At 53.2% G+C, this 2,403-nt stretch carries 1 rRNA gene; it reads right to left on the bottom strand.

Annotation, left to right across the window (positions count from 1 at the left end):
- Positions 1–51: 51 nt before the first annotated feature.
- Positions 52–2,403 (bottom strand): 23S ribosomal RNA (locus Q4579_RS22770); the annotation flags it as partial.

Below are 2,403 nucleotides of genomic sequence, written 5' to 3'. Positions count from 1 at the left end.
ACATCATTCAAGTGCTTATAGAGTCCGTACTTCAAACCCTTTGGGTGTTGTATGGTTAAGCCTCACGGGCAATTAGTACAGGTTAGCTGAGCGCCTCACAACGCTTACACACCCTGCCTATCAACGTTCTAGTCTCGAACAGCCCTTCAGGAGACTTAAAGTCTCAGGGATGACTCATCTCAGGGCCAGCTTCCCGCTTAGATGCTTTCAGCGGTTATCTGTTCCGAACTTAGCTACCGGGCAATGCGTCTGGCGACACAACCCGAACACCAGCGGTTCGTTCACTCCGGTCCTCTCGTACTAGGAGCAACTCCCTTCAATCATCCAGCGCCCACGGCAGATAGGGACCGAACTGTCTCACGACGTTCTAAACCCAGCTCGCGTACCACTTTAAATGGCGAACAGCCATACCCTTGGGACCGACTTCAGCCCCAGGATGTGATGAGCCGACATCGAGGTGCCAAACACCGCCGTCGATATGAACTCTTGGGCGGTATCAGCCTGTTATCCCCGGAGTACCTTTTATCCGTTGAGCGATGGCCCTTCCATTCAGAACCACCGGATCACTATGACCTGCTTTCGCACCTGCTCGAACCGTCATTCTCGCAGTTAAGCGGGCTTATGCCATTGCACTAACCTCACGATGTCCGACCGTGATTAGCCCACCTTCGTGCTCCTCCGTTACGCTTTGGGAGGAGACCGCCCCAGTCAAACTACCCACCAGGCACTGTCCGCACCCCGGATAACGGGGCGACGTTAGAACATCAACACGACAAGGGTGGTATTTCAAGGACGGCTCCACAGATACTGGCGTACCTGCTTCGAAGCCTCCCACCTATCCTACACATGTAGGGTCAATGTTCAGTGCCAAGCTGTAGTAAAGGTTCACGGGGTCTTTCCGTCTAGCCGCGGGGACGCAGCATCTTCACTGCGATTTCAATTTCACTGAGTCTCGGGTGGAGACAGCGTGGCCATCATTACGCCATTCGTGCAGGTCGGAACTTACCCGACAAGGAATTTCGCTACCTTAGGACCGTTATAGTTACGGCCGCCGTTTACCGGGGCTTCGATCAAGAGCTTCTCCGAAGATAACCCCATCAATTAACCTTCCGGCACCGGGCAGGCGTCACACCGTATACGTCATCTTTCGATTTTGCACAGTGCTGTGTTTTTAATAAACAGTTGCAGCCACCTGGTATCTGCGACTGCCAGCAGCTCCAAGAGCAAGTCTCTTCACCGCCGGCAGCGTACCTTCTCCCGAAGTTACGGTACCATTTTGCCTAGTTCCTTCACCCGAGTTCTCTCAAGCGCCTTGGTATTCTCTACCCGACCACCTGTGTCGGTTTGGGGTACGATTCCTTACTATCTGAAGCTTAGAGGCTTTTCCCGGAAGCATGGCATCAATGACTTCACCACCGTGGTGGCTCGACATCGGGTCTCAGCCTTAAAGATGGTCCGGATTTGCCTAAACCATCAGCCTACACCCTTGAACCGGGACAACCGTCGCCCGGCCCACCTAGCCTTCTCCGTCCCCCCATCGCAATAGTAAGCAGTACGGGAATATTAACCCGTTTCCCATCGACTACGCCTTTCGGCCTCGCCTTAGGGGTCGACTCACCCTGCCCCGATTAACGTTGGACAGGAACCCTTGGTCTTCCGGCGTGGAGGTTTTTCACCCCCATTATCGTTACTCATGTCAGCATTCGCACTTCTGATACGTCCAGCATGCCTTACAGCACACCTTCAGCCGCTTACAGAACGCTCCCCTACCCAATACGATAAATCGCATTGCCGCAGCTTCGGTGTATCACTTAGCCCCGTTAAATCTTCCGCGCAGGCCGACTCGACCAGTGAGCTATTACGCTTTCTTTAAATGATGGCTGCTTCTAAGCCAACATCCTGGCTGTCTGAGCCTTCCCACATCGTTTCCCACTTAGTGATACTTTGGGACCTTAGCTGGCGGTCTGGGTTGTTTCCCTCTCCACGACGGACGTTAGCACCCGCCGTGTGTCTCCCGGATAGTACTTACTGGTATTCGGAGTTTGCAAAGGGTTGGTAAGTCGGGATGACCCCCTAGCCTTAACAGTGCTCTACCCCCAGTAGTATTCGTCCGAGGCGCTACCTAAATAGCTTTCGGGGAGAACCAGCTATCTCCAGGTTTGATTGGCCTTTCACCCCTAGCCACAAGTCATCCGCTAATTTTTCAACATTAGTCGGTTCGGTCCTCCAGTAAGTGTTACCTCACCTTCAACCTGCCCATGGCTAGATCACCTGGTTTCGGGTCTAATCCCAGCAACTGTACGCCCAGTTAAGACTCGGTTTCCCTACGGCTCCCCTAGATGGTTAACCTTGCTACTGAAATTAAGTCGCTGACCCATTATACAAAAGGTACGCAGTCACCCC

Origin of the sequence: Photobacterium sp. 1_MG-2023, assembly GCF_030547945.1 — a bacterium.
Taxonomy (GTDB): domain Bacteria; phylum Pseudomonadota; class Gammaproteobacteria; order Enterobacterales; family Vibrionaceae; genus Photobacterium.
Note: the sequence above shows the minus strand (reverse complement) of the source record. Positions and strands in the feature narration are given on the sequence as shown.